Annotated in this window: 24 protein-coding genes, 3 tRNA genes and 1 pseudogene; 14 read left to right on the top strand and 14 right to left on the bottom strand. The window is 67.1% G+C overall.

Annotation, left to right across the window (positions count from 1 at the left end):
• Both AC1DXV_RS13300 and pbpG read left to right on the top strand, forming a co-directional pair.
• Window positions 1–686, top strand: a 686-nt coding sequence (locus AC1DXV_RS13300) for an alpha-isopropylmalate synthase regulatory domain-containing protein (protein ID WP_477933953.1), incomplete at its 5' end; no start/stop codon positions are given.
• 145 nt (window positions 687–831) lie between these two features.
• Window positions 832–1,884 carry a D-alanyl-D-alanine endopeptidase gene (gene pbpG / locus AC1DXV_RS13295; RefSeq protein ID WP_477933951.1) on the top strand — a complete coding sequence of 351 codons (1,053 nt, stop codon included), beginning with the start codon at window positions 832–834 and terminating at the stop codon, window positions 1,882–1,884.
• Window positions 1,885–1,940: 56 nt separating this feature from the next.
• Here the strand turns inward: pbpG and AC1DXV_RS13290 are convergent, their stop codons facing one another.
• Both AC1DXV_RS13290 and hpnD read right to left on the bottom strand, forming a co-directional pair.
• Window positions 1,941–2,708 (bottom strand): IclR family transcriptional regulator, encoded by a 768-nt coding sequence (locus tag AC1DXV_RS13290; RefSeq protein WP_047511852.1) that lies wholly within the window; start codon window positions 2,706–2,708, stop codon window positions 1,941–1,943.
• 76 nt (window positions 2,709–2,784) lie between these two features.
• Window positions 2,785–3,633 (bottom strand): presqualene diphosphate synthase HpnD, encoded by an 849-nt coding sequence (gene hpnD / locus AC1DXV_RS13285; protein ID WP_477873944.1) that lies wholly within the window; start codon window positions 3,631–3,633, stop codon window positions 2,785–2,787.
• 200 nt (window positions 3,634–3,833) lie between these two features.
• On the opposite strand from hpnD, the gene AC1DXV_RS13280 reads away from it, so the two are divergent.
• The 9 genes from AC1DXV_RS13280 (at window position 3,834) to AC1DXV_RS13240 (ending at window position 14,824) form a co-directional block, all read left to right on the top strand.
• Window positions 3,834–4,970: an efflux RND transporter periplasmic adaptor subunit gene (locus AC1DXV_RS13280; protein ID WP_477933949.1), complete on the top strand. Its 1,137-nt coding sequence runs from the start codon at window positions 3,834–3,836 to the stop codon at window positions 4,968–4,970.
• Between the two features lie 21 nt (window positions 4,971–4,991).
• Window positions 4,992–8,165: an efflux RND transporter permease subunit gene (locus AC1DXV_RS13275; protein WP_477933947.1), complete on the top strand. Its 3,174-nt coding sequence runs from the start codon at window positions 4,992–4,994 to the stop codon at window positions 8,163–8,165.
• Between the two features lie 88 nt (window positions 8,166–8,253).
• Window positions 8,254–8,340 (top strand) — tRNA-Leu (locus AC1DXV_RS13270).
• A 29-nt stretch (window positions 8,341–8,369) separates the two neighbouring features.
• Window positions 8,370–9,677 carry a trigger factor gene (gene tig, locus AC1DXV_RS13265; protein ID WP_477933945.1) on the top strand — a complete coding sequence of 436 codons (1,308 nt, stop codon included), beginning with the start codon at window positions 8,370–8,372 and terminating at the stop codon, window positions 9,675–9,677.
• Window positions 9,678–9,852: 175 nt separating this feature from the next.
• Window positions 9,853–10,476 (top strand): ATP-dependent Clp endopeptidase proteolytic subunit ClpP, encoded by a 624-nt coding sequence (clpP, locus tag AC1DXV_RS13260; RefSeq protein WP_477871080.1) that lies wholly within the window; start codon window positions 9,853–9,855, stop codon window positions 10,474–10,476.
• Between the two features lie 165 nt (window positions 10,477–10,641).
• On the top strand, window positions 10,642–11,907 hold the full coding sequence (clpX, locus tag AC1DXV_RS13255) for an ATP-dependent Clp protease ATP-binding subunit ClpX (RefSeq protein ID WP_477933943.1): 1,266 nt from the start codon (window positions 10,642–10,644) through the stop codon (window positions 11,905–11,907).
• A gap of 113 nt (window positions 11,908–12,020) precedes the next feature.
• Window positions 12,021–14,459, top strand: a complete 2,439-nt coding sequence (gene lon, locus AC1DXV_RS13250; RefSeq protein ID WP_477933941.1) for an endopeptidase La — start codon at window positions 12,021–12,023, stop codon at window positions 14,457–14,459.
• Between the two features lie 139 nt (window positions 14,460–14,598).
• Window positions 14,599–14,674, top strand: a tRNA-Gly gene (locus tag AC1DXV_RS13245).
• Window positions 14,675–14,750: 76 nt separating this feature from the next.
• Window positions 14,751–14,824: transfer RNA gene (locus AC1DXV_RS13240), tRNA-Cys, on the top strand.
• Between the two features lie 148 nt (window positions 14,825–14,972).
• Here the strand turns inward: AC1DXV_RS13240 and AC1DXV_RS13235 are convergent.
• Window positions 14,973–15,728 (bottom strand): annotated as a pseudogene (locus tag AC1DXV_RS13235) (alpha/beta fold hydrolase); the annotation flags it as partial.
• A 146-nt stretch (window positions 15,729–15,874) separates the two neighbouring features.
• On the opposite strand from AC1DXV_RS13235, the gene AC1DXV_RS13230 reads away from it, so the two are divergent.
• From AC1DXV_RS13230 to AC1DXV_RS13220, 3 genes are read left to right on the top strand one after another with little or no spacing between them, the layout of a single operon-like run.
• Window positions 15,875–16,402 carry an Xre family toxin-antitoxin system antitoxin gene (locus tag AC1DXV_RS13230; protein WP_477933939.1) on the top strand — a complete coding sequence of 176 codons (528 nt, stop codon included), beginning with the start codon at window positions 15,875–15,877 and terminating at the stop codon, window positions 16,400–16,402.
• Window positions 16,399–16,875, top strand: coding sequence for an RES family NAD+ phosphorylase (locus tag AC1DXV_RS13225; protein WP_477933937.1), 477 nt, complete (start codon window positions 16,399–16,401; stop codon window positions 16,873–16,875). The genes AC1DXV_RS13230 and AC1DXV_RS13225 overlap by 4 nt, the downstream gene beginning before the upstream one ends.
• A 16-nt stretch (window positions 16,876–16,891) precedes the next feature.
• Window positions 16,892–17,866 carry an alpha/beta hydrolase gene (locus AC1DXV_RS13220; RefSeq protein ID WP_477873653.1) on the top strand — a complete coding sequence of 325 codons (975 nt, stop codon included), beginning with the start codon at window positions 16,892–16,894 and terminating at the stop codon, window positions 17,864–17,866.
• 43 nt (window positions 17,867–17,909) lie between these two features.
• On the opposite strand, the gene AC1DXV_RS13215 is transcribed toward AC1DXV_RS13220, so the two are convergent.
• From AC1DXV_RS13215 to ccmA, 11 genes are all read right to left on the bottom strand, one after another.
• Complete coding sequence (locus AC1DXV_RS13215) at window positions 17,910–18,272, bottom strand: HrpB1 family type III secretion system apparatus protein (RefSeq protein ID WP_477933935.1); 363 nt, start codon at window positions 18,270–18,272, stop codon at window positions 17,910–17,912.
• A gap of 109 nt (window positions 18,273–18,381) precedes the next feature.
• On the bottom strand, window positions 18,382–18,603 hold the full coding sequence (locus tag AC1DXV_RS13210) for a hypothetical protein (RefSeq protein ID WP_477933933.1): 222 nt from the start codon (window positions 18,601–18,603) through the stop codon (window positions 18,382–18,384).
• Window positions 18,604–18,734: 131 nt separating this feature from the next.
• Complete coding sequence (gene ccmI, locus AC1DXV_RS13205; RefSeq protein WP_477933931.1) at window positions 18,735–20,024, bottom strand: c-type cytochrome biogenesis protein CcmI; 1,290 nt, start codon at window positions 20,022–20,024, stop codon at window positions 18,735–18,737.
• Window position 20,025: 1 nt separating this feature from the next.
• Window positions 20,026–20,490 (bottom strand): cytochrome c-type biogenesis protein, encoded by a 465-nt coding sequence (locus AC1DXV_RS13200; RefSeq protein ID WP_477933929.1) that lies wholly within the window; start codon window positions 20,488–20,490, stop codon window positions 20,026–20,028.
• Complete coding sequence (locus tag AC1DXV_RS13195; protein ID WP_477933927.1) at window positions 20,487–21,020, bottom strand: DsbE family thiol:disulfide interchange protein; 534 nt, start codon at window positions 21,018–21,020, stop codon at window positions 20,487–20,489. Before AC1DXV_RS13195 ends, AC1DXV_RS13200 begins: the two co-directional genes overlap by 4 nt.
• Complete coding sequence (locus AC1DXV_RS13190) at window positions 21,017–22,987, bottom strand: heme lyase CcmF/NrfE family subunit (RefSeq protein ID WP_477933925.1); 1,971 nt, start codon at window positions 22,985–22,987, stop codon at window positions 21,017–21,019. The genes AC1DXV_RS13195 and AC1DXV_RS13190 overlap by 4 nt, the downstream gene beginning before the upstream one ends.
• Window positions 22,984–23,418: a cytochrome c maturation protein CcmE gene (ccmE, locus tag AC1DXV_RS13185; protein WP_047588246.1), complete on the bottom strand. Its 435-nt coding sequence runs from the start codon at window positions 23,416–23,418 to the stop codon at window positions 22,984–22,986. Before ccmE ends, AC1DXV_RS13190 begins: the two co-directional genes overlap by 4 nt.
• Window positions 23,419–23,460: 42 nt before the next feature.
• Window positions 23,461–23,625 carry a heme exporter protein CcmD gene (gene ccmD, locus AC1DXV_RS13180; protein WP_047512385.1) on the bottom strand — a complete coding sequence of 55 codons (165 nt, stop codon included), beginning with the start codon at window positions 23,623–23,625 and terminating at the stop codon, window positions 23,461–23,463.
• Window positions 23,625–24,374 carry a heme ABC transporter permease gene (locus tag AC1DXV_RS13175; protein WP_477870901.1) on the bottom strand — a complete coding sequence of 250 codons (750 nt, stop codon included), beginning with the start codon at window positions 24,372–24,374 and terminating at the stop codon, window positions 23,625–23,627. Before AC1DXV_RS13175 ends, ccmD begins: the two co-directional genes overlap by 1 nt.
• Window positions 24,374–25,039, bottom strand: a complete 666-nt coding sequence (gene ccmB, locus AC1DXV_RS13170; protein ID WP_477870903.1) for a heme exporter protein CcmB — start codon at window positions 25,037–25,039, stop codon at window positions 24,374–24,376. The genes AC1DXV_RS13175 and ccmB overlap by 1 nt, the downstream gene beginning before the upstream one ends.
• Complete coding sequence (gene ccmA, locus AC1DXV_RS13165) at window positions 25,036–25,647, bottom strand: cytochrome c biogenesis heme-transporting ATPase CcmA (RefSeq protein WP_477933923.1); 612 nt, start codon at window positions 25,645–25,647, stop codon at window positions 25,036–25,038. Before ccmA ends, ccmB begins: the two co-directional genes overlap by 4 nt.
• Window positions 25,648–25,720: the final 73 nt, after the last annotated feature.

Below are 25,720 nucleotides of genomic sequence, written 5' to 3'. Positions count from 1 at the left end.
AGGCGGTGGTCGGCGCGAATGCGTTCGCACATGCGTCCGGCATCCACCAGGACGGCGTGCTGAAGGCGCGCGACACCTACGAGATCATGCGTGCCGAAGACGTGGGCTGGGCGGCCAACAAGATCGTGCTGGGCAAGCTGTCGGGTCGCAATGCCTTCAAGCAGCGCCTGCAGGACCTCGGCATCGCGATGGAATCCGAGGCCGAGATCAATGCGGCGTTCGCCAAGTTCAAGGAGCTGGCCGACCGCAAGAGCGACATCTTCGACGAGGACATCCTCGCGMTGGTGATGGACGAGGCGGTGATGGCCGAGAGCGAGCACTACCGGCTGCTCGCGCTGTCGCAGCACTCCGAGATGGGCGAGCGGCCGCACGCCAAGGTCGCGTTCTCGGCCGGCGCCATCGAGCACCATGCCGAGAGCGACGGCAACGGCCCGGTCGATGCCAGTCTGAAGGCGATCGAATCCAAGCTGCAAAGTGGCGCCGAAATGCTGCTCTATTCGGTCAATGCCATCACGTCGGGGAGCACAGAATCCCAGGGAGAGGTGACGGTTCGACTGCAGCATGGTGGCCGCGTCGTCAACGGAGTCGGGTCTGATCCGGACATCGTGGTGGCTTCGGCCAAGGCTTACCTCGCAGCCATGAACAAGCTGCACAGCAAGAGCGAACGCGTCGCTGCCCAGGGATGAGGCTGATCTGATGACTTTGTCACAGACCTGACAAACCCTAAGGTACAGAAGGAGAAAGGGCGCGTAAGTTTTTGATCTTGCGCGCTTTTTTTCTTTCACCTACACTCGCGTCAGCGGCTGTCAAGGGGTTGTTGTGGCAAAAAAGATGCAAATTTCGGTATCGGCGATGATTCGCGGGTTGATCACGTTGATCACTGCAGTTGCGCTTCCGTTGGCGGCAGTTGCCGCAGACGGCACCGCCAAGCCCACCAAGCGCAAGGCCGCTGCCAGCGCCAAGGCCACCCCCGCCAAGTCCTCCAAGAGCGCCGCCCGCAGCAAGCGGGTTCGCACCGTCGCCTACGTGCCGGCGCGTCCGTCGTTCGGCCAGATCGCCGGCCTGCACAGCACGGTCGATGCGCTGGAGCTGAAATCCAGCGTGGCCCTGGTGATGGACCAGGACACCAATGAAGTGCTGTTCAGCAAGAACCCCGGTGCCGTGCTGCCGATCGCTTCGCTGACCAAGCTGATGACGGCCGTCGTCGTCACCGATGCCCAGTTGCCGCTGGATGAAACCCTCACGATCACGCAAGACGATGTCGACACCGAGAAGGGCAGCCGCTCGCGCCTGACGGTCGGCACCCAGCTGACGCGCGAAGAGATGCTGCACCTCGCGCTGATGTCGTCCGAGAACCGCGCCGCGCATGCGCTGGGCCGCCACTATCCCGGCGGCCTCGATGCCTTCGTTGCGGCGATGAACCGCAAGGCGCTCGAGCTCGGCATGAACGACACCCACTATGTCGAGCCGACGGGGCTGTCCAGCCGCAACCAGTCGAGCGCGCATGACCTGGCCTCGCTGGTGAAAGAGGCGAGCACCCGTCCCCTGATCAGCGAGCTGTCGACCTCGCCGGAATACCAGGTGATGGTCGGTCGCCGCATGCAGGCCTTCCACACCACCAACGGCCTGGTGCGCAGCCCCGAGTGGGACATCGGCGTGCAGAAGACCGGCTACATCTCCGAAGCCGGCCGCTGCCTGGTGATGCAGGCCAAGCTGGCCGGTCGCAAGCTGATCATGGTGTTCCTCGATTCGGCCGGCAAGTACTCGCGGATCGGCGATGCSGAGCGCGTGCGCCGCTGGGTGAACCAGCTGGCACCGGTGGTGCCGGCGGTGGCAGAGCCTGCTACCACGGTCGTCCACGAGGTGCCGAAGCTCACGTCCTGAGCACTGACGTTTCCGTCGATATGCAAGAAGCCCGGTGATCCCGGGCTTTTTGCATTTCAGCCGCGGTGCCCGAGCGCCGCCGAGATCTGCGAGGCGGTCGCCTTCAGCCGCTCCAGCCACGCTTCCTCGAGCCGGTCGGCCGGCGCCGAGATCGACAGCCCGGCCACCAGCTTGCCCTGGTCGTCGAGGATGCCGGCGGCCATGCAGCGCACGCCCAGCTCCAGCTCTTCGTCGTCGCGCGCGGTGCCGTACTGCATCACCTTCGACAGCTCGCGCTCCAGCGTGGCCACTTCGGTGATGCTGTTGCGCGTGTGGCCGGCCAGGCCGGTGCGGTTGGCATAGGCCCGCACGCGCTGGGGGTCGTCATGTGCGAGGAACAGCTTGCCGACCGACGTGAGGTGCAGCGGCGCCCGTCCGCCGACGGCACGAACCACCTGCATGCCCGAGCGTTCGCTGTAGGTGCGTTCGATGTAGACGATCTCGTCGCCCTGGCGCATCGACAGGTTCACCGGCTGGTGCGTCAGCTTGTGCAGTTCGCGCATCGGGCCGAGCGCGGCGTCGCGCACGTCGAGGCGTGCCTTCACCAGGTTGCCCAGTTCCAGCAGGCGCATGCCCAGCCGGTAGCTGCCGGCCTCGGGCCGGTCGACGTAGCGGCCGACCGTCAGGTCGTTGAGGATGCGGTGGGCGGTCGACGGGTGCAGGCCGGTCTGCTCGCTGATCAGCTTCAGCGAGATCGGATCCTGGTGGGACGCCAGCAGATCCAGCAGCGAAAACATGCGCTCCAGCACCTGGATCGCCGGGGTCTGGCCCTCTTTGCTTTTCATCGCGGCACTCTCATTCAGTTGTCCGCCATTTTGCATGGCGAAAACTGGCTTGACCAGCGCCGCGGTGATGCGCGCCTCAGCGCCCCTTCCAGTGGGTGCGGGCGGCGATCCACAGCTTGCGGATCGGCGTCAGCGAGACGCGCTGGTGCAGCACCTGGAAATCGCCGGCCTCGATCTCGCGCAGCAGCGTGCGGTAGATGTTGGCCATCATCAGGCCGGGCTTCTGCGCGACCCGATCGGCGTCGGGCAGCAGTGCGAAGGCCTCGTCATAGCAGCGGTGCGCCCGCTCGGCCTGGAAGCGCATCAGCGCGGTGAAGCGCTCGCTGTAGCCCCACGGCGCGGTGCGCTTGAGCAGTTCATGCGCTTTCACGTCGAACTGCTGCAGTTCGGAGATCGGCAGGTAGATGCGGCCGCGGCGGGCGTCGTCGCCGACGTCGCGGATGATGTTCGTCAGCTGCATCGCGAGGCCCAGCCTGTGGGCGTACTGCAGCGTCTGGTCGGTGCTGCGGCCGAAGATGCTGGCCGCGACCTCGCCGACCACGCCGGCCACCAGGTGGCAGTAGCGCTGCAGCCCGGGGTAGTCGAGGTAGCGCGACTGCTCCAGATCCATCTGGCAGCCGTCGATCACCGCGTTGAGGTGGTCGGCGCGGATGCCGAATTCGGCGGTGAGGGGCATCAGGGCCTGCATCACCGGGTGGGAGGCGTGCCCGGCGAAGGCGCTGGCGGTCTCCTTGCGCCACCAGGCGAGCTTGGTGGCGGCGACGCCCGGGTCCTGGACTTCGTCGACGACGTCGTCCACCTCGCGGCAAAAGGCGTAGAACGCGGTGATCGCCGCGCGCCGCGGCGGTGGCAGGAACAGGAAGGCGTAGTAGAAGCTCGAGCCGCTCTTGGCGGCCTTGTCCTGCACGTATTGCTGGGGCGTCATCGTCGGTCGTGATCAATTCAGCGCGCATTGTCGCTGGGTCGGCCCCGGGCGCTCGTGACGCATCGAAAGATGCCAGGGACGGTTTGACACCTGGGATTGACCCGAATACATTACTGACCGGTCAGTCAGTTGTACCGTAACTGACATCAGCCCCCGATTCCCTATTTCCCGCCCCGTTCACCGCTTCGAAGAGGATTCCGATGCGATCCACGCTGTTCATTGCCTTGGCCAGTGTGGCCGTCCTGGCCGCCTGTTCCAAGACCGAGCCTGCCGGCGAGCCGGTGCGAGCGGTCCGCACGCTGACCGTCGCCAACGGGGCCGCGGGCGGCACCCGCGAGTACGCGGCCGAGATCCGGGCGCGCACCGAATCGAAGCTGGGCTTCCGGGTCGGCGGCAAGATCACGCGCCGCACGGCGAACGTGGGCGACACCGTGAAGGCAGGGCAGGTGCTCGCGCAGCTCGATCCGCAGGATCTGAAGCTGGCGCAGGAGTCGGCCCGCGCGGCGCTCGCTGCGGCGCAGACCAACCTCGAACTCGCGAACGCCGACTACAAGCGCTACAAGGACCTGCGCGACCAGGGCTTCATCAGCTCGGCCGAGCTGGAGCGCCGCGACACCGCGCTGAAATCCGCCCAGGCGCAATTCGACCAGGCGCGCGCGCAGGCCGGCGTGCAGGGCAACCAGGCGGCCTATGCGGCGCTGGTGGCCGATTCCAACGGCGTGATCACCGGCGTCGACGCCGAGCCCGGCATGGTGGTGGCCGCCGGCACGTCGGTCGTGCGCCTCGCGCAGGACGGCCCGCGCGATGTGGTGTTCTCGGTGCCCGAGGATCATGTCAGCGACCTGCGGGCGCTCGCCCGCAAGCCCGGCGCCTTGAAGGTGAAGCTGTGGGGCAGCAATGACGCGGTGTCCGCGTCGATCCGCGAGGTCGCCGCCGCCGCCGATGCCGCGACCCGCACGTTCCAGATCAAGGCCGACATCGGCGAGCTGCCGGCACGCCTCGGCCAGACCGCCACCGTGCTGATCGAGCTGCCGCAGCAATCGAACGTGGTGCGCCTGCCGCTGTCGGCCGTCACCGAGCTGCAGGGCCGCACCTCGGTGTGGCTGGTCGACAAGAACGCGCAGGGCGTGCTCAGCGTCAAGGCGCAGCCGATCCAGGTGGCCGGTGCCGACGGCAACACCGTGGTGGTGGCCGCCGGCCTCGCGCCGGGGCAGGTGGTGGTGACGRCCGGCGTGCACGTGCTGTCGCCCGGCCAGCAGGTGAAGATGTACATCGAGCCGACCGCGCAGAACGGCAACCCGGCTGCGATGGCGCCCGCCAGCGCGGCGTCCCGCTAAGCCCAGCGCCCGAGGCACCGCATGAGCAGCCCCCAAGACAACCACGACGGCCAGCACGACGACGTGCCGACCTCGCGTTTCAACATCTCCCGCTGGGCCCTCGAACACCAGCCGCTGACGCGCTACCTGATGGTGGTGCTGATGCTGCTGGGCTTCGTCGCCTACTTCCAGCTGGGCCAGGACGAAGATCCGCCGTTCACCTTCCGCGCGATGGTGGTGCAGGCCTTCTGGCCGGGTGCCACCGCGCAGCAGATGGCCGAGCAGGTCACCGACAAGATCGAGAAGACGCTGCAGGAAGCGCCGTACGCCGACAAGATCCGCAGCTACACGAAGCCGGGCGAGTCGCTGACCATCTTCCAGATCAAGGACAGCTCGCCGCCGAAGGAAGTCAACAACGTCTGGTACCAGACGCGCAAGAAGATCGGCGACATGCGCTCGACGTTGCCGTCGGGCGTGATCGGGCCGGTGTTCAACGACGAGTTCGGCGATGTCTACGGCTCGATCTTCGCGCTGTCGGCCGACGGCTTCACCTATGAAGAATTGCGCCAGCGAGCCGAGGAAACGCGCCAGAAGCTGCTGAAGGTGCCCGACGTCGCCAAGGTGCAGGTGTTCGGCGCGCAGCCCGAGAAGATCTTCATCGAGATCTCGCAGAAGCGCCTCGCGTCGATGGGGCTCGACTTCAACCAGGTGATCGCCCAGCTCGGCGCGCAGAACGCGGTCGAGGGCGCCGGCGTGCTGAATGCCGGCAGCGACAACCTGCAGGTGCGCGTGGGCGGCCAGTTCAACTCGGTCGAGGAGCTGGCGGCCTTCCCGATCCGCGCCACCAACGCGAGCACCGGCGCGGCCAGCACGCTGCGCCTGTCCGACATCGCGACCATCAAGCGCGACTACGTCGATCCGCCGGCCGTCAAGGTGCGCCACCAGGGCAAGGAAGTGATCGCGCTCGGCATCTCGATGGCCAAGGGCGGCGACATCATCGAACTGGGCAAGCAGCTCAAGCAGCGCGTCGCGGCGATCCAGAAGGAGCTGCCGATCGGCATCGAGCTGTCGCAGATCCAGGACCAGCCGTCGGCCGTGACCAAGTCGGTGGGCGAGTTCGTGCACGTGCTGATCGAGGCGGTGGTGGTGGTGCTGGCCGTCAGCTTCATCAGCCTGGGCCTGCACACGAAGCCGCTGCGCATCGACGTGTGGCCGGGCCTGGTGGTGGGCATCACGATCCCGCTGGTGCTCGCGATCACCTTCGTCACGATGTTCTACTGGGGTGTCGGGCTGCACAAGATCTCGCTGGGCTCGCTGATCATCGCGCTCGGGCTGCTCGTCGACGACGCGATCATCTCGGTGGAAATGATGGTGCGCAAGCTCGAAGAGGGCTACGACAAGATGCGCGCCGCGACCTTCGCCTACGACGTGACCGCGATGCCGATGCTGACCGGCACGCTGATCACCGCGACCGGCTTCCTGCCGATCGGCATGGCACGCTCGACGGTGGGCGAATACACGTTCGCGATCTTCGCGGTGACCACCGCGGCGCTGCTGATCTCGTGGGTGGTGTCGGTGTACTTCGTGCCGTACCTCGGCGCCAAGCTGCTGCACAGCAAGAGCAAGATGCACGAGGGCGAGCAGCACCATGAGCTGTTCGACACGCCGTTCTACACGCGCTTCCGGCGCGCGGTGAACTGGTGCGTGAAGCACCGCTGGATCACGATCGGCCTGACCATCGGCACCTTCGTGCTGGGCCTGGCCGGCATGGGCAAGGTGCAGCAGCAGTTCTTCCCCGATTCGAGCCGCCCGGAGATCCTGGTCGACCTGTGGCTGCCCGAAGGCGCGACCATCCAGTCGAGCGAGGAGCTGGCCAAGCGCTTCGAGGCGCGCATGCTGAAGGAGCCGGGCGTGGTCGACGTGTCGATCTGGGTCGGCAGCGGCGTGCCGCGCTTCTACCTGCCGCTCGACCAGATCTTCCCGCAGACCAACGTGAGCCAGGTGATCCTGATCCCGAAGGACCTGCCGACGCGCGAGTCGCTGCGCCTGAAGCTGCCGAAGATGCTGGCCGAGGAATTCCCCGATGCGCGCGGCCGCGTCAAGCTGCTGCCGAACGGGCCGCCGGTGCCGTATCCGGTGCAGTTCCGCGTGATGGGACCGGATGCGGCGCAGGCCCGTGCCTGGGCCGACAAGGCCAAGGACATCCTGCGTGCCAACCCGAACATGCGCGGCGTGAACGACAACTGGAACGAGTCGGTCAAGGTGCTGCGCCTGGAGGTCGACCAGGACAAGGCGCGCGCACTCGGCGTCACCAGCCAGGCCATCGCCACCGCGTCGCGCACCATCCTGTCGGGCAACACCGTCGGGCAGTACCGCGAGGCCGACCGGCTGGTCGACATCGTCGTGCGCCAGCCGCTGGACGAGCGCAATGCCATCACCGACATCGGCAATGCCTACCTGCCGACGGCCAGCGGGCGCTCGATCCCGCTGACGCAGATCGCCAAGGTCGGCTTCACCTGGGAGCCGGGTGTGCTGTGGCGCGAGGGGCGCGACTATGCGGTGACGGTGCAGGGCGACGTGGTCGAAGGCCTGCAGGGCCCGACGGTCACGCTGCAGGTGTGGCCGGATCTCGACAAGCYGCAGAAGACCATGCCGGACGGCTACCGCATCGAGATCGCCGGTGCGGTGGAGGAGAGCAGCAAGGGGCAGGGCTCGATCGCCGCAGGCCTGCCGCTCGCGCTGTTCATCATGTTCACGCTGCTGATGCTGCAGCTGCACAGCTTCTCGCGTTCGATCCTGGTGTTCCTCACCGGGCCGCTCGGCATCGCCGGCGTGGCGGGCGCGCTGCTGCTGCTGAACCGGCCGTTCGGCTTCGTCGCGCTGCTCGGCGTGATCGCGCTGATGGGCATGATCATGCGCAACTCGGTGATCCTGATCGACCAGATCGAGCAGGACCGCTCGCGCGGCGTGCCGGCCTGGGAGGCGATCGTCGAATCGGCGGTGCGGCGCTTCCGTCCGATCGTGCTGACCGCGGCGGCGGCGGTGCTCGCGATGATCCCGCTGTCGCGCAGCGTGTTCTGGGGGCCGATGGCGGTTGCGATCATGGGCGGGCTGATCGTCGCGACGGGCCTGACGCTGCTGGCTTTGCCGGCGATGTATGCGGCCTGGTTCCGCGTCAAACCGGCCGAAGAGGAAAGAGCCGCCGCGAGCAGCTAAACTACGCGGTTTACCGAATCGCCTAAAAGGGAAGCTTCGGCTTCCCTTGCTCTTTTTTGTATTGCCAGAACGGCATTGCCCAAAATGTGCGCGGGTGGCGAAATTGGTAGACGCACCAGGTTTAGGTCCTGACGCCAGCGATGGTGTGGGGGTTCGAGTCCCCCCCCGCGCACCAGCTAACGAAACCAGAGAGTCCAGACAATCATGGCTGTCACTGTAGAAACCCTCGAGAAGCTCGAACGCCGCATCACGCTCACGCTGGCGGCCGACACGATCAACAACGAGGTCGAAACGCGCCTGAAGCGCCTGTCCCGCACGGTCAAGGCCGACGGGTTCCGCCCGGGCAAGGTGCCGATGAGCGTGGTCTCCCAGCGCTACGGCTACTCGGTGCAGTACGAGGTGATGAACGACAAGGTCGGTCAGGCCTTCGCCCAGGCCACCAGCGAAGCCAAGCTGCGCGTCGCCGGTGCCCCGCGCATCAGCGAGAAGGAAACCGCGCCCGAAGGCCAGATGGCCTTCGACGCCGTCTTCGAGGTGTACCCCGAGGTCAAGCTCGGCGACCTGTCGGCCGCCGAGGTCGAGCGCGTCAGCACCGAAGTGACCGAAGCCGCGATCGACAAGACGCTGGACATCCTGCGCAAGCAGCGCCGCACCTTCGCGCAGCGCCCGCAGGGCGAGGCCGCCGCCGAAGGCGACCGCGTGACGATCGACTTCGAAGGCAAGATCGACGGCGTGCCGTTCGACGGCGGAAAGGCCGAGGGCTTCCAGTTCCTGATCGGTGAAGGCCAGATGCTCGAGGCCTTCGAGAAGGCCGTGCGCGGCATGAAGACCGGCGAATCCAAGACCTTCCCGCTGCAGTTCCCCGAGGACTACCAGGGCAAGGACGTCGCCGGCAAGGAAGCCGACTTCCTGGTCACGCTGAACAAGGTCGAGGCGCAGAACCTGCCCGTGGTCGACGACGCGCTGGCCAAGTCGCTGGGCATCAAGGAAGGCACGGTCGACGCACTGCGCGCCGACATCAAGCGCAACCTCGAGCGCGAGGTCAAGTTCCGCGTGCTGGCCCGCAACAAGTCGTCGGTGATGGACGCGCTGGTCAAGAGCGCCGAGCTCGACCTGCCGACCTCGCTGGTCAACGGCGAAGTCGAGCGCATGACCGAAGGTGCCCGCGCCGACCTGAAGAAGCGCGGCATCAAGGACGCCGACACGGCGCCGATCCCCGCCGAGATCTTCCAGCCGCAAGCCGAGCGCCGCGTGCGCCTGGGCCTGGTCGTCGCCGAGCTGGTGCGCGCGAACAACCTGCAGGCCAAGCCCGAGCAGTTGCAGGCGCRCATCGAAGAGATGGCGCAGAGCTACGAGAAGCCGGCCGAAGTGGTGCGCTGGTACCTGGGCAGCCGCGAGCGCATGGCCGAGGTCGAAGGCGTGGTCATCGAGAACAACGTGACCGACTTCGTGCTGGGCAAGGCGAAGGTCACCGACAAGGTGCTGCCGTTCGACGAACTGATGGCCGGCTGATCTTCCGCTGATTCCATCCAAAGGGCGCCGGGCTGAAAAGCCTGGGCGCCCTTTGTTCTTCGGGGTTTGTCTGTGACGCTGGACGCAGTTTCCTTGAATGCGGCCTTGTCACGACATAATCAAACCCAATCTCCGTGGGACTATCACGAACCTCCTCAAGGACGCAAGGACGATCATGAGTGCGCTGGAAACACAAAGTCTGGGCATGGTGCCCATCGTCATCGAGCAGTCGGGCCGCGGTGAACGGGCCTATGACATCTACAGCCGCCTGCTGCGCGAGCGGGTCATCTTCCTGGTGGGGCCGGTCAATGACCAGTCGGCCAACCTGGTCGTGGCGCAGTTGCTGTTCCTCGAAAGCGAAAACCCCGACAAGGACATCTCGCTGTACATCAACTCGCCGGGTGGTTCGGTGAGTGCGGGCATGTCGATCTTCGACACGATGCAGTTCATCAAGCCCGACGTGTCGACGCTGTGCATGGGCATCGCTGCCAGCATGGGTTCGTTCCTGCTGATGGCCGGCGCCAAGGGCAAGCGCTTCGCCCTGCCGAATTCGCGCGTGATGATCCACCAGCCGTCGGGCGGCGCGCAGGGCCAGGCCACCGACATCGAGATCCACGCCCGCGAGATCCTCAAGACCCGCGAGCAGCTGAACCGCATCTACGCGGAACGCACCGGCCAGTCGATCGAGAAGATCCGTGCCGACATGGAGCGTGATTTCTTCCTGGATCCGATCGAGGCCAAGGAATATGGCCTGATCGACCAGGTGCTGACGCAGCGCACCCCGGCCGCGGCCGCCTGAGCTGACAGATCCGGCGCCGGGCCTCGGGTAAAACCGGGGTGAAACCGCAGAAAGCCGCGGAAAGCCGTAGAACGGGGCCCATTTGGGCCCCTTTTCCACAGCCTGGGCCGGAATTCTTTTGCTCTATCATTGACTCAGCCTTCCTAACGCACAGCGCACCCATCCATGGCCGACAAAAAAGGCTCCTCCAGCGAGAAAGTCCTGTACTGCTCCTTCTGCGGCAAGAGCCAGCATGAGGTGAAGAAACTGATCGCCGGCCCGTCGGTCTTCATCTGCGACGAGTGCATCGAGCTCTGCAACGACATCATTCGCGATGAAGTGCCGGCCGACACCGCCGAGGCCCGGGCCACCAAGTCCGACCTGCCGGTGCCCAGCGAGATCAAGGCCAGCCTCGACCAGTACGTGATCGGGCAGGACACCGCGAAGCGCACGCTGTCGGTGGCCGTCTACAACCACTACAAGCGCCTGAAGCACATGGCGTCGTCCAAGGACGACGTCGAGCTGAGCAAGAGCAACATCCTGCTGATCGGGCCCACCGGCTCGGGCAAGACGCTGCTGGCCCAGACGCTCGCCCGCCTGCTCAACGTGCCGTTCGTGATCGCCGACGCGACCACGCTGACCGAAGCCGGCTACGTCGGCGAAGACGTCGAGAACATCATCCAGAAGCTGCTGCAGAACTGCAACTACGACGTCGAGAAGGCGCAGCGCGGCATCGTCTACATCGACGAGATCGACAAGATCTCGCGCAAGGCCGACAACCCCTCGATCACGCGCGACGTGTCGGGCGAGGGCGTGCAGCAGGCGCTGCTGAAGCTCGTCGAAGGCACGATGGCCTCGGTGCCGCCGCAGGGCGGTCGCAAGCATCCGAATCAAGACTTCCTGCAGATCGACACGACCAACATCCTGTTCATCTGCGGCGGCGCATTCGACGGCCTCGAGAAGGTCATCCAGAACCGCTCCGAGAAATCCGGCATCGGTTTCGCGGCGACCGTGCACACCAAGTCGGAGCGCCGCGTGTCCGAGGTGTTCCGCGAGGTCGAGCCCGAAGACCTGATCAAGTTCGGCCTGATCCCCGAGCTGGTCGGCCGCCTGCCGGTGGTCGCCACGCTGGGCGAGCTGACCGATGACGCGCTGGTGCAGATCCTGACCGAGCCGAAGAACGCGCTGCTCAAGCAGTACCAGAAGCTGTTCGCGATGGACGGCGTCGAGCTCGAGGTGCGGCCTTCGGCGCTCGCTGCCATCGCCCGCAAGGCCCTGGCGCGCCRCACCGGCGCACGCGGCCTGCGCTCGATCATGGAGCAATCGCTGATCGACACGATGTTCGAATTGCCGACGCTCGACGGCGTCGCGAAGGTGGTGCTCGACGAGCACACGATCGAGGAAGACGCGAAGCCCTTGCTGGTCTACCGAGAGCAGAAGGCCAGCGCCTGAACAGGGCCATCGCCACGACAACGGATCCTGATGATTGCCGGTGCGTCACACTGCGCCGGCTCCTTGCAAACGAGTGCTTGAGCCCTAGATGGGCTTGAGAAAGAGAGGTTCCAATGTCCGGACATCCCGTCTTGCCCGCCGAGCCCATCACGATGCCGCTGCTGCCGCTGCGGGATGTGGTGGTGTTCCCTCACATGGTGATTCCGCTGTTCGTCGGGCGCCCGAAGTCGATCAAGGCGCTCGAGGCCGCGATGGAAGCCGGACGCCAGATCATGCTCGTCGCGCAACGCGCGGCCGGCAAGGACGAGCCCAAGCCTGACGACATGTTCGAGGTCGGTTGCGTCTCGAGCATCCTGCAGATGCTGAAGCTGCCCGACGGCACGGTGAAGGTGCTGGTCGAAGGCATCCAGCGCGCCAACACGCATTCGATCAGCGACAACGGCGAGCACTTCATGGCCGAAGTGACGCCGGTTCCGCCCGAGACCGAGGCCAAGCCCGAGGTCGAGGCGCTGCGCCGCGCGGTGACGCAGCAGTTCGACCAGTACGTCAAGCTCAACAAGAAGATCCCGCCGGAGATCCTGACCTCCATCGCGGGCATCGACGATGCCGGCCGCCTGGCCGACACGATCGCGGCGCACCTGCCGCTGAAGCTCGAGAACAAGCAGTCGGTGCTCGACCTCTTCGCGGTCGACAAGCGGCTCGAGAAGCTGCTCGAGCAGCTGGAGCATGAAGTCRACATCCTGCAGGTCGAGAAGCGCATCCGTGGGCGCGTGAAGCGCCAGATGGAGAAGAGCCAGCGCGAGTACTACCTGAACGAGCAGGTCAAGGCGATCCAGAAGGAACTCGGTGACGGCGAAGAAGGCGCCGACATGGAGGAGCTGGAGAAGAAGATCACTGCGGCGAAGATGCCCAAGGAGGCCCGCAAGAAGGTCGATGCCGAACTGAAGAAGCTGAAGCTGATGTCGCCGATGTCCGCCGAGGCGACTGTCGTGCGCAACTACATCGACACGCTGATCAACCTGCCGTGGACGAAGAAGACCAAGATCAAGCACGACCTGCCGAATGCAGAGGCCGTGCTGAACGAGGACCACTACGGACTCGAGAAGGTCAAGGATCGCATCCTGGAATATCTCGCGGTGCAACAGCGCGTCGACAAGGTGAAGGCGCCGATCCTGTGCCTGGTCGGCCCCCCGGGCGTCGGCAAGACCTCGCTCGGCCAGAGCGTGGCGCGCGCCACCGGGCGCAAGTTCGTCCGCATGGCGCTGGGCGGCATGCGTGACGAGGCCGAGATCCGCGGGCACCGCCGCACCTACATCGGCTCGATGCCGGGCAAGGTGCTGCAGAGCCTGTCGAAGGTCGGCACGCGCAACCCGCTGTTCCTGCTCGACGAGATCGACAAGCTGGGCATGGACTTCCGTGGCGACCCGTCGAGCGCGCTGCTCGAGGTGCTGGACCCGGAGCAGAACCACACCTTCAGCGACCACTACGTCGAGGTCGATTTCGACCTGAGCGACGTGATGTTCATCGCGACCTCGAACTCGATGAACATTCCGCCGGCGTTGCTGGACCGGATGGAAGTGATCCGCCTGGCGGGTTACACCGAGGACGAGAAGGTCAACATCGCCCAACGCTACCTGCTGCCGAAGCAACGCAAGAACAACGGCGTGCTGGACGACGAGATGGACGTCACCGAATCGGCGATCCGCGGGATCATCCGCTACTACACGCGTGAAGCCGGCGTGCGTTCGCTCGAGCGCGAGGTGTCCAAGATCTGCCGCAAGGTGGTGAAGAGCATCCAGCTGAAGAAGCAAGTCGGCAAGATGGTGGTCAGCGAAGAGAACCTGAACGACTTCCTGGGTGTGCGCCGCTTCAACTACGGCCAGGCCGAGAAGCGCAACCAGGTGGGGCAGGTCGTGGGCCTCGCGTGGACCGAAGTCGGCGGCGACCTGCTGACGATCGAGTCGGCCGTGATGCCGGGCAAGGGCAACATCATCCGCACCGGTTCGCTGGGCGACGTGATGAAGGAGTCGGTCGAGGCTGCACGTTCGGTGGTGCGCAGCCGTGCTCGCCGCCTGGGCATCAAGGACGAGATGTTCGARAAGCGCGACATYCACATCCACGTGCCCGAYGGCGCGACGCCCAAGGACGGCCCGAGCGCSGGYGCYGCGATGACGACGGCTTTCGTGTCGGCGCTGACCAACATCCCGGTGCGCGCCGATGTGGCGATGACYGGCGAGATCACGCTGCGTGGCGAGGTCACGGCGATCGGCGGCCTGAAGGAGAAGCTGCTCGCGGCCCACCGCGGCGGCATCAAGACGGTGCTGATCCCGGAAGAGAATGCGAAGGACCTGCAGGACATTCCGGAGAACGTGAAGAACCACCTCGAGATCGTGCCGGTGAAGTGGATCGACCAGGTGCTGGAGATCGCACTCGAGTCGGTGCCGCAACCGCTGGCCGATGAAGAGGCACCGAAGGTCGACGGCAAGACCGAGGCTGCCGCTGCGACGACGGCACCGGCCACTGCGCCTGCGACCGACGCGCTGAAGCACTGAAGAAAGTTGGAAAAAAATCGGTCGCTCTTGCGAAGCGGCCGATTTTGAACATATACTGTGAGTCTTGATTGATACAGCGAAGCAGATGCAGCAATGCGATGCCAAGCAGGTTGATCAAGGGATCGAAAGATCCGGCAAAGCGGGAGTAGCTCAGTTGGTAGAGCGCAACCTTGCCAAGGTTGAGGTCGCGAGTTCGAGCCTCGTCTCCCGCTCCAAATTCAAAGGGAAGCTTTCGGGCTTCCCTTTTTGCCTAGATGACGCAAGAGCTTCAAGGCAAGACAAGTTAAGCGGGGCGCGGTAGCAAAGCGGTTATGCACCGGATTGCAAATCCGTGTAGGTCGGTTCGACTCCGGCCCGCGCCTCCACAGTAAAAGACGGCTCCTTCGGGAGCCGTTTGCATTTCGAGGCCGCACTACCTGACCGTTTCGCCACCGACGACCCAAAGTCCATCAGCGCCTCGACAAAAGCCCGCTGCGCCTCGAACGGCGCGAATTCGCCGCTGCCCGCCAGCACCGCACTCGTCAGATCGTGCACGCCGGCTTTGCGCAACCCGGGCAGGTAGTCGTCCGGCGAACGGCCATCGGCGTCTCCGCGGAGGTACATGAGCGGCGTCTCGATGGCCTTCGGACGCGCGTTGTGCGCCGCGTCGGCGGCGAGCGCACGGTACCAATCGAAGCCCGCCTTCAAGGCCTCGGGCCGCGCATAGGCTTCGGCAAAGCGCGCTCGGTACGCCTCGGTCACTGCCTTGGAGTTGCCCGCCAGCGCGTTGGTGAAGTAGTCGAAGTACGGTCGCTGCCGGTCCTGCACCATCGTCTCGGGCAGATCGGGGATCGCATGAAAGGCGAAATGCCAGATGCGCGGATCGGCCAGCAGCTTCTCCCAGGGATCGAGGCCGGGCACGACGGTGTTGGTGACGACCGCGCCACGGATGCGTTGGCCATGGTCGCGKGCGGCGGCGAAAGCGATCATGCCGCCCACGTCGATGCCCGCGACGACGATGTCGCGGCCCCCCGCTTGCTCGGCTGCAGCGAGCAGCACGTCGGCGAGCACCGTCTTCTCGGCCGATCGTGGCGCGCCACGAGACTCGCCGATCTCGGGCAGATCGGGCGCGAGGACGAAGAAGCGTTCAGACAAGTCGTGAAGCACCGGCTCGTAGAGCGCATGTGAATGGGGCCACCCGTGCAGCAGCAACAGCGCCGGACGGCTCGCGACACCGGCCGTTCGCAGCGCGATCTCGACTCCGTGGCCCGCGACCTTGATCTTGTCCATCGGCTTCCTTTGTCGTCTGTCCAAAGATGTGGGGCAATCCGCGTTCCCTGTACCCCGCCTCCGGCGGCAACGTGCCGGGGGCTGATGCCTCGTCCATATCGAGGCTACACTTCGTCTCCATATAGACGGGGATTGCAGTGATCGGATTGAAGAGCACGACGCAGCAGGTGCCTGGGCGCAAGGCACGTCCGAAGGCGGTGTCGATCACGAACGTCACCTACAGCCCGAGCAAGGGGATCGACGACTTCGTGATGAACGTCCATGCCGCAGACCCGATGCGCCTGATCGAGACCGAGCGCAAAGGGGTCGCCGGCATCTTCGTGAAGGACCTGTCCAGGCGCATGGGCATCCCGGCGCAGCGCATGTTCGACATCCTCGGCGTGCCCAAGGCCACGGCCGAGAAGAAGGTCGCCGCAGGCGAACTGCTCACCGGCAACGGCGGGCGGGCTGCACTCGGGTTGGCCAGGCTGCTCGGTATCGCCCGGGACATCGTCGACAACTCGACCGCCCCCGAAGCCAAGGGCTTCGACTCAGCCAGGTGGCTCGGGCAATGGCTGGAGACATCCCAGCCCGCGCTCGGGGGGCGCAAGCCCGCGGACTTCATCGACACGCCCACGGGGCTGGCAGTCGTCACGAAGCTCCTCGGTGCCATCGAGAGCGGTGCGTACCAGTGATCCTTTGGCGGATTGCGACCGAGACACGCAAGCACGCAGCAGACGATCTGAGTGGAGGCGGTGCCGTCAGGAGCCCCGGCCGATGGAACGACGACGGACAGCCTGCGTTGTATACGGCACCGACGATTGCCATGGCAGTGCTCGAGACCGCGGCGCATGTCGATGACTCAGGCCTGCCCTTGAACCGATTCCTGGTGCGCATCGATGTTCCGGACAGCGTCTGGGCGGCCAGGAACGTGCTGGACGTGTCGCGGCTCGCGCCTTCGTGGGCGGCCATTCCGGCGGGGCGTGCCAGCGCTCAGGCTGGCGCCGACTGGTTGCGCGGCATGACGGCGGCGATCCTCGAGATGCCCTCGGTGATCGTTCCCGAAGAGTCGATCGCCCTCATCAACCCGTTGCATCCCGGTGCGAAGGCCTTGTCTGCCAAGGTCGTCCGTCCGTTCGAATACAACCGGTTGTTCCGCGGACGCTGAAGCCAGGAGGGACACCATGCCGATTCAACTCCGCCCACGCTGGCTCGCCGCCGTCGTGCTCTGCTGCGCGAGCCTGGGCGCCTGGGCCGCCGGCGCGGCGATCGAGGACACACCTGCCGCCGTGCAGCGCGCGGGCGTCACGCTGCGCGGCAGCCTGCTCGAACCCGCGGATTTCGACGGGCGATGGGTGGCCTTGATCATCGCGGGCTCGGGCCCGACCGATCGCAACGGCAACAACCCCGTGGTGCGGGGCGGCGTCGACAACCTGCGCCTGCTCGCCGAGGGCCTGGCGCGTGCCGGCATCGCGACGCTGCGGTACGACAAACGCGGCGTCGCCGCCAGCGCATCCCCGCAGGTGGTCGAAGGCGAGTTGCGCTTCGACGACTTCGCCGATGACGCGGTGGCCTGGATCGACTGGCTGCGGCGCACCGGTCGCTTCGCGCATGTCGCCGTCATCGGGCACAGCGAAGGCGCCACGCTGGGCCTGCTGGCGGCGCAACGCGCGCCGGTCGATGCGTACGTCTCGGTCGCCGGGCTGAGCCGCGACCTGCTGACCCTGCTCGACGCCCAGCTGCAGCCGAGGCTGGCCGCCGCGCCCGCGCTGCTGGCGGCCCACACCCGCATCATCGATGCCCTGCGGCACGGTGCGACGGTGCCCGATGTGCCTGCACCGCTGATGTCGATCTACCGGCCCGGCGTTCAGCCCTACCTGGCCTCGGCGGGGAAGGTCGATCCATCGAAGGAGATCGCGAAGCTCCGCATCCCGGTGGCCATCATCGCGGGAGAGAACGACGTGCAGGTTCCTCCGGAGGACGCGAGGCAGCTCTCGATGGCCCGGCCCGGCGCGCGGCTGCGCGTGTTCGGCGGCATGAACCACGTCATGAAGACGGGCGCCAAGGGCGACCTGGCGGCGTACACCGATCCGGCGCTCGGATTGACCGCCGGCCTGGTCGACTTCATCGCGGATTTCGTCAAGGGGGCCGCGCCCTGAGGGGGCGCGTCGTTGCGCCTTCGGCCGCTCCGCGACACAAGCCTCAGCTGACAGCGCTGCTCGTCTCCAGCAACTGCCGCATCGCCGAGCGCATCAGCGGATCGGGGCTGTCGGCCAGCGCGCTGGCTTCCAGGTGCCAGATCGGGTCGCCGATCAGGTAGGTGCACAAGGCCTTCAGGTCCGGCGCGCAGTCGTCCGGCAGCGTGTTCAGGAAGTGCAGCGCATCGATCGGCCGGTCGTGCAGGATCGGGATGAAGGCGCCGATGGCGAGTGCCGACGGCACGACGTTCGGCAGGTCGCGCAGCTGGAACCAGATCGCTTCGGCGCGGTCGAGTTCGTGGGCCGTGATCGCGCCGATCATCTCCCGGCTCATTTGCGCGATGTCGTCTTCGGTGTGCAGGCTCATGACGGGGCTTCCGAAAAGCGGTCCGCCGAATCGCGGACGCATCAAGGGTGCCGGACGCGGCCGCAGCGCGGCCTGTCCGGCGGTTCGATCTTCAAGGCGTCGTGCCGGGTCAGTCCTGACCGCCGGCGCCCGGAATCATCGACTTCAGGCGCTGGATGATGGAGCTGGCAGCACCGCCCGGGCCGCCTTGCTGGGCGCCCTGGGCTTGATCGCCACCACCACCGCCGCCCAGCAGGCTGCTGATGCCTTGCAGGCCGGGGGCCTTGCTCAGCAGGTTCGTGGCGGCGGGAAGGGCGCGGGACAGCGCGAGACCGATTGCGGGAAGAGGCATGTGAGTTCCTTTCAGTGGGGACGCTGTCGGGGTGACTGCGCTGAAAGGAAGTCTCGCCGGGAGCAGTCAGGTGCCCCCGGTCCGGATGCGAAGCGCGCGATGCCGATGCGAAGGCACCGCGCCTGCATCGCTCAAGGCCGGATCTGGTCGATCTGCACCGCGACCCCGGTGGCGCCCGGCTTCACGACCGGACCCTGGCCGATCAGGTCGCCGGCCGACGGCGTCGCGCTGCCGTTGCGCGACACCCGCACCTCGACGCGCACCTCGGCCATGCTCGACAGCTTGAACTCCGGGCTCATCGCGCTCGAGTCGTCGAGCACGAAGTCCATCGGCAGGTCGGACACCAGGCCGCGCTTCACGGCCAGCGGCATGCGCGGGCCCTGCACGGCGCGGGCGAACACGAACACCGTGTCGCCGGGCTGCACCTTCGATGCGAGGGCAGGGGACAGCGTCACGCGGCCGCTGACCGCAGTTGCTGCAGTGGTGGCTGCGGCTGTGGCGCCAGCGGCCGGCTTCGCGGCAGCAGTCGCCGGCGACGAGGCGCGCGCCGCCGCGGCCACGGGTGCCGAAGCCGCCCCACCAGCACCGCCGCCCGCGCGCAGCTCGGCCAGCGTCTGCACGACCCACTTCGCGTAGTCCGATTCGGGCGGCAGCATCGGCAGCAGCTGCTGCCACTGAGCCGCCGCCGTCTTGAAATCCTGCCGCTGGTAGGCGGCCGTCGCCGACATCGACAGCGCCATCGCGTGGTTCGGGTCCAGCGCCAGCGCCTGCTGCACCAGCTTCAGCGGCTTGCCCTGCAGGTCGCCTTTCGCCAGGTTGGCCAGCACGTCGGCGTACTCGGTCAGCAGCACCGGATCGCGGTCCAGCGTCTCGCGGCCCATCTTGTCGAAGGCGTTCGCCGACTCGGCCAGCCGGCCCATCGCACGGTACGAGCGCGCGAGCACCATCCAGGCTTTCGAATCGTTCGGGTTCTTCTCGACGCGCGCCACCACCGTGGCCAGCATCTGCTCGATCTGCTGCTGCGTCACGTCGCCCTGCGGCGCCGCGGGCGGGACCAGCGCGGACGGGTTGCCGCGCCAGGCGTAGAGGCCCGCCGCCAGCAGCGGCAGTGCGATCGCGAGCGCGATCATCGTGCCGCGCCCCGAGCTGAGCGGCGCCATCGCCGGCTCGGCCGCGCCGGCGTCGGCCAGCAGCCGCTTCTGCAGTTCACTGCGCGCCTGCTCGKGGTCGGCCGGCAGCAGGGTGCCGGCTGCGAGGTCGCGGTCGATCTCGGCCAGCTGGTCGCGGTAGACGGCGGTGTTGGCGTCGCGGGCGGTCAGGTCGTCCCGCCGGGCCGCCTGGGCGGCGCGCCGCCACGGTCGCAGCAGCACGAGCAGGGTGGCGGCGACGAGCAGGGCCGCCGCGATCAGGAAGGTTGCCATCTCAGGGGTTCTTGTCGTTGTTCAGGAGGGCCGCGGCGCGCAGTTGCTCGTCGGCGGTGAGCGCGACGGCATCGGGCGCGGTGCGGCGGCGCAGGAAGGTGACCAGCGCCACCAGCCCGCCGCCGAGCAGCACGAAGGGCCCGAGCCACAGCAGGTACGTGGTCGGCTTCATCGGCGGCCGGTAGCGCACGAAATCGCCGTAGCGGGCGACCAGGTAGTCCATCACCTCCTGGTCGGTCTTGCCCTGGCGGATCAGCGTGCGGATCTCGCGGCGCAGGTCTTCCGCCAGGTCGGCGCGCGAGCCGGCCAGCGATTCGTTCTGGCACACCAGGCAGCGCAGCTCTTCGGCGATGCCGACCAGCCGCGCCTCGACGACCGGGTCCTGGGCCAGCGGCRGCGCGTCGGCGGCGCGTGCACTGCAGGTGAAGGCGAGGGCCAGGGCGGCCCCGATGATCAGCCGCCTCATGCGCCGAGCTCCTTCAGCATCGGGATCACCTTCGAGCGCAGCACGTCGTCGGTCAGCGGGCCGATCTGCTTGAAGCGGATCGTGCCGGTCTTGTCGATCAGGTAGGTCTCGGGCACGCCGTAGACGCCGTAGTCGATGCCGACGCGGCCATCGGCATCCACCGCGGTCGCGACATACGGGTTGCCGAACTCGGCCAGCCAGCGCCGGGCCTCGTCGCCCTTGTCCTTGTAGTTCAGGCCGACCACCGGCACCCGGTTCAGCTTCGCGAAGTTGACCAGCACCGGGTGCTCCTGGCGGCACGGGCCGCACCAGGTGGCCCACACGTTCAGCATCCACACCTTGCCGCGCATCTCCTGCGGGCTGAACTTCGCGGCATCGGCCGAGGCATCGAGCCGCGGCAGCGCGAACATCGGCGCCGGCTTGCCGATCAGCGGCGACGGCACCTCGTGCGGGTCGTGGTTGAGGCCGACCGCGAGGAACACGGCCAGCACCGCGAACAGCACCAGCGGGATCAGGAAGTACTTCTTCATGCCGCCGTTCCGGTGGCGCCTTGCAGCGGCGCGCTGACGCGCTGCTTCAGCTTCAATCGGTAGCGCTTGTCGCTGGCGGCGAGCCCGCCGCCGGCGGCCATCAGCAGGCAGCCGAGCCAGATCCACACGACGAACGGCTTGTAGTACACCCGCACGCTCCAGGCCGCGGCCTTGCCGTCCGGGGTGGCTTCGAGCGGCTCGCCGAGCGAGACGTACAGGTCGCGCGTGAGGCCGCTGTCGATCGCGGTCTCGGTCATCGGCATCTGCGACGACAGGTAGGCGCGCTTCTCGGGGTTCAGCGTGCGCAGCACCTGGCCGTCGCGCGAGAGCTCCACGTCACCGCGCTGCGCGATGTAGTTGGGCCCGCGCACTTCGTTGACGCCGAGCAGCTTGACGGAGTAGCCACCAAGCTCGACGGTCTGGCCGACTTCCATGCGCACGTCCTTCTCGACCTCGTAGCCCTTCACCATCGTGACGCCGACGACGAAGGTCGCGATGCCGATGTGGGCCAGGTGCATGCCCCAGTAGGCGCGGGGCGGCCGGCCCGATCTGAGGCGGGCGCGGATCTGGAACACGCTGCTCGCGACGATCCACACCGCCAGCAGCAGGCCGAGCGCGACCAGCGGCGACCAGGTGCCGACGAACAGCGGCAGCAGCGCGCCCAGCACGACGGCGATGCCGGCGGCCATCCACAGGCGCTGCGACAGGTCGCGCACGTCGGCGTGTTTCCAGTTGGCGACCGGGCCGACTGCGATCAGGAACAGCAGCGGCACCATGATCGGCACGAACACCGAATTGAAGTAGGGCGGGCCGACCGACAGCTTGCCGAGGCCGAGGCCGTCGATGATCAGCGGGTACAGCGTGCCCAGCAGCACCGAGCCGGCGGCCACCATCAGCAGCACGTTGTTGACCAGCAGCAGCGTCTCGCGCGAGAACAGCGCGAACGCGCCGCCGAGGCCGACCTTGGGCGCACGGTACGCAAACAGGCTCAGCGAGCCGCCGATCACGGCGCTGAGGAACAGCAGGATGAAGATGCCGCGGCGCGGGTCGGTGGCGAAGGCGTGCACCGAGGTCAGCACGCCGGAGCGGACCAGGAAGGTGCCGAGCAGCGACAGCGAGAACGCGCAGATCGCGAGCAGCACGGTCCAGTTCTTGAAGCTGCCGCGTTTCTCGGTGACGGCCAGCGAGTGGATCAGCGCGGTGCCGACCAGCCACGGCATGAACGACGCGTTCTCGACCGGGTCCCAGAACCACCAGCCGCCCCAGCCGAGCTCGTAGTAGGCCCAGTACGAGCCCAACGCGATGCCCAGCGTCAGGAAGGTCCAGGCGACGTTGGTCCACGGGCGCGACCAGCGGGCCCAGGCGGCGTCGAGCGTGCCGGCGAGCAGCGCGGCGATCGCGAAGGCGAAGGCGACCGAGAAGCCGACGTAGCCCATGTAGAGCATCGGCGGGTGGACGATGAGGCCCGGGTCCTGCAGCAGCGGGTTCAGGTCCTGGCCTTCGGCGGCGGCGGGGATCAGCCGGTCGAACGGGTTGGACGTGAGCAGCATGAACGCGAGGAAGCCGGCGGCGACCAGGCCGAGCACGCCGATGACGCGGGCGACCATCGGCAGCGGCAACTGGCGCGACAGCAGGCTGACGGCGAGCGTCCAGCCGTTCAGCATCAGTAGCCACAGCAGCAGCGAGCCTTCATGGCCGCCCCAGACGGCGGCGGCGCGGTAGGCGGTGGGCAGCTGCGAGTTCGAGTGCTGGGCGACGTAGAGCACCGAGAAGTCGTTGGCGACGAAGGCCTGCATCAGGCAGGCGAACGCGAACGCGACGAGCAGGAACTGCGTCTGCGCGGCGGGCCGTGCGAGCGAGGTCCAGGCGGGCTTGTTCTGGTGGGCGCCGACGATCGGCAGCAYGCCCTGGACGATCGAGACCAGGAACGCGAGGATCAGCGCGAGGTGGCCGAGTTCGGGAGTCATTTGAGCGTGTTCCTCATCTTCTTGGCCTCTTCGACCGCGTGGGCGGCCTCGGGCGGCATGTAGTTCTCGTCGTGCTTGGCGAGCACTTCGGTGGCGACGAAGGCGTCCCCGTCGAGCTTGCCTTGCACGACGGCGCCCTTGCCCTCCTGGAACAGGTCGGGAAGGATGCCGGTGTAGCGCACGGCGACGTCTTTCGCGGTGTCGGTGATCGTGAAGCTGACGGTCATCTGGTCGCGCTTCAGCGTGCCCTGGCGGACCATGCCGCCGACGCGGAAGGCCCGGTCCTTCGGGGCTTCTCCCGAGACCACCTGCGTGGGCGTGAAGAAGAACGCGACGTTGCTGTTCAGCGCGTTCAGCACGAGTGCTGCGGCCACGCCGAGACTGGCGAGGCCGCCGACGATGATGGCTAGGCGTTTGTGGCGGGGCTTCATTTGTCTTGTGTCACTCTGATTGGTGTTGCTCGGCGCAGGTTTTCATGCCTCGTGCTGATCCTTGAGGGATCGCAACAGTTCCGCGCGCTGCTGGCGCAGCAGCAGGCTTTCGACGAGCATCGCCAAGGCACAMGCGCCGAAGCTGCCCCAGACGTAGAAGGCATAACCGCCCATCGCGAAGAAATCACCCACGCTGTTCCACTGCATCATGTGTTCTCCAGGGCGCCGCGCACCCAGTCGGCATGCCGTTCACGCTCGAGGATGATGTTGCGCACCCGCGCCAGCGCGATCGCGATCGAATACATCCAGAAGGCCAGCGCCATCAGCAGCATGCCCCACAGCATCGTCATCGCCATCGACGGCGACTTCGTCATCGAGATCGTCGCCCCCTGGTGCAGCGTGTTCCACCACTTCACCGAGAAATAGATGATCGGCACGTTCACCACGCCCACCAGCGCCAGCACCGCGCCCGCCCGATCAGCCCGCTTCGGGTCTTCGATCGCCGCCTGCAGCGCGAGAAAGCCCAAATAGAGGAAGAACAGGATCAGCTCCGAGGTGAGGCGCGCGTCCCACACCCACCAGGTGCCCCACATCGGCTTGCCCCACAGCGAGCCGGTCACCAGCGACAGCAGCGCGAAGATCGCGCCCGTCGGCGCCAGCGCCGACGCCATCATCGACGACAGCCGCGTGTTGAACGCGAGGCCGATCGCGGCCCAGAACGCCATCGCGCAATAGATCACCATCGACATCCAGCTCGCCGGCACGTGCACGAAGATGATCCGGTAGCCCTCGCCCTGCGTCGCATCGGTCGGCGCGACGAAGAAGCCGATCCACAGCCCGGCCAGCGTCAGCAGCGCGGCGAGTCCTGCAAACCACGGCTGCAGCTTGCCGGCAAGCGGGTAGAAGGTGGCTGGCGATGCATAACGCATCCAGGGGCTGGCTGATTGCTTGTCCATCATTCGATTGCGATACGGAGGGCCGCCGTCGTGGCCCAGGGTGCGAAGAATACGGCGAGCGCCAACAGCGCCCCGAGGATCGACAACTGCGCCGACGAGCCCAGCCCGGCGCTCTGCGCCTCCACGGCGCCGGCGCCGAAGATCAGCGTCGGCACGTACAGCGGCAACACCAGCAGCGCGAGCAAGGTGCCGCCGCCGCGCACGCCGAGCGTCAGCGCCGCACCGATCGCGCCGATCAGGCTCAGCACCGGCGTGCCCAGCAGCAGCGCCAGCATCAACACCTGCAGCTCGCCGGGATTCAGGTTGAACTGCAGGCCGAGCAGCGGCGCCAGCAGCACCAGCGGCAGCCCGCACAGCAGCCAGTGCGCTGCGATCTTGCCTGCGACCAGCAGCGCGAACGGGCGCGGTGACAGCGCCATCTGCTCCAGCGTGCCGTCGGCATGGTCGCTCGCGAACAGCCGCGGCAGGCCGAGCAGCGTGGCCAGCAAGGCCGCCACCCACAGCACGCCCGGGCCGATGCGGCGCAGCATCGCCGGCTCCGGCCCGATGCCCAGCGGGAACAGGCTGACCACGACCACGAAGAAGAACAGCGCGGTGACGACCTCGCTGCGCCGGCGCGCGGCCAGCAGCAGGTCCCGCCTCAAAGCGACCAGTACCGTGTTCATGCGGCCAGGCCCACGAACTCGCCGGCCGGCAGCGGCGCCGGCTGGTGGCTGGTCAGGATCGCGAGACCGCCCTGCGCCAGGTGCGCACCGATCAGCTCGCCCATCAGCGCCACCGCATCGGTGTCGAGCGCGGCGAACGGCTCGTCCAGCACCCACAGCGTGGCCGGCCGCACCAGCAGCCGCGCCAGCAGCACGCGCCGCTTCTGGCCGGCCGACAGCACGCGCGTCGGCAAATGGCCGCGCCCGCGCAGGCCGATGCGGCGCAGCGCGTCGCCGGCCTGGGCATCGTCCAGCGCCACGCCGTCGATCGCACAGGCCTGGCGCAGGTTCTCGACCGGCGACAACTCGTCCTTCACCGCCGCGTGGTGGCCCAGGTACAGGCAGGCGCGCCGGAAATCCTCGCCGGCCGCCCGGATCGGGGTGTCGTTCCAGCGCACCTCGCCGTCGTCCGGCGGGTTCAGGCCGACCAGCGTGCGCAGCAGCGTCGTCTTGCCGGCGCCATTGATGCCGCCCACCTGCAGCCAGCGGCCCGGCGCAAGCGACAGGCTCAGGTCGGCGAACAGGGTCCGGTCGCCGCGCGAGCAGCGAAGGTGATGGGCACTCAACATGAAAGTGGGGATGGCGGGAAAGGAGGGCGGGGGAAGAATGGCGACGATCGGGCGTCGGTATCGGAGTTGTCTG

Source organism: Rhizobacter sp. P3_C12, from assembly GCF_056402735.1.
This window is presented reverse-complemented; position numbering and strand designations above follow the sequence as displayed.